Raw genomic sequence first — 271 nt, 5'->3', positions numbered from 1 at the left:
AGATGACATCGGCATCCGCGACACTTGCCGGAAGGTCAGTGCTGAACTCCAGCCTGCCATCGCGAATGTTGCGGGTCATCAATTCATCGAGACCCGGCTCGAAGATGGTGACCTTACCGGCCTTCAGCCGTTCGATGATCGACGGATTCTTGTCCACGCAGGTGACGTGAAAGCCGAATTCGGCAAAACACACACCCGAAACCAGCCCCACATAGCCCGTTCCGATCATCGCCAGCTTCATATGTTCAGTCCTTCAGTTTGCATTCGCGAG

General features: G+C 55.4%; 1 pseudogene. It reads right to left on the bottom strand.

Going from position 1 to position 271, the window contains the following annotated elements:
- Positions 1 to 241: pseudogene (locus SB719_RS20180) on the bottom strand (UDP-glucose 6-dehydrogenase); the annotation flags it as partial.
- Positions 242 to 271: the final 30 nt, after the last annotated feature.

The organism is Pantoea sp. SIMBA_079, from assembly GCF_046940275.1.
GTDB classification, from domain to species: domain Bacteria; phylum Pseudomonadota; class Gammaproteobacteria; order Enterobacterales; family Enterobacteriaceae; genus Pantoea; species Pantoea borealis.
Note: the sequence above shows the minus strand (reverse complement) of the source record. Positions and strands in the feature narration are given on the sequence as shown.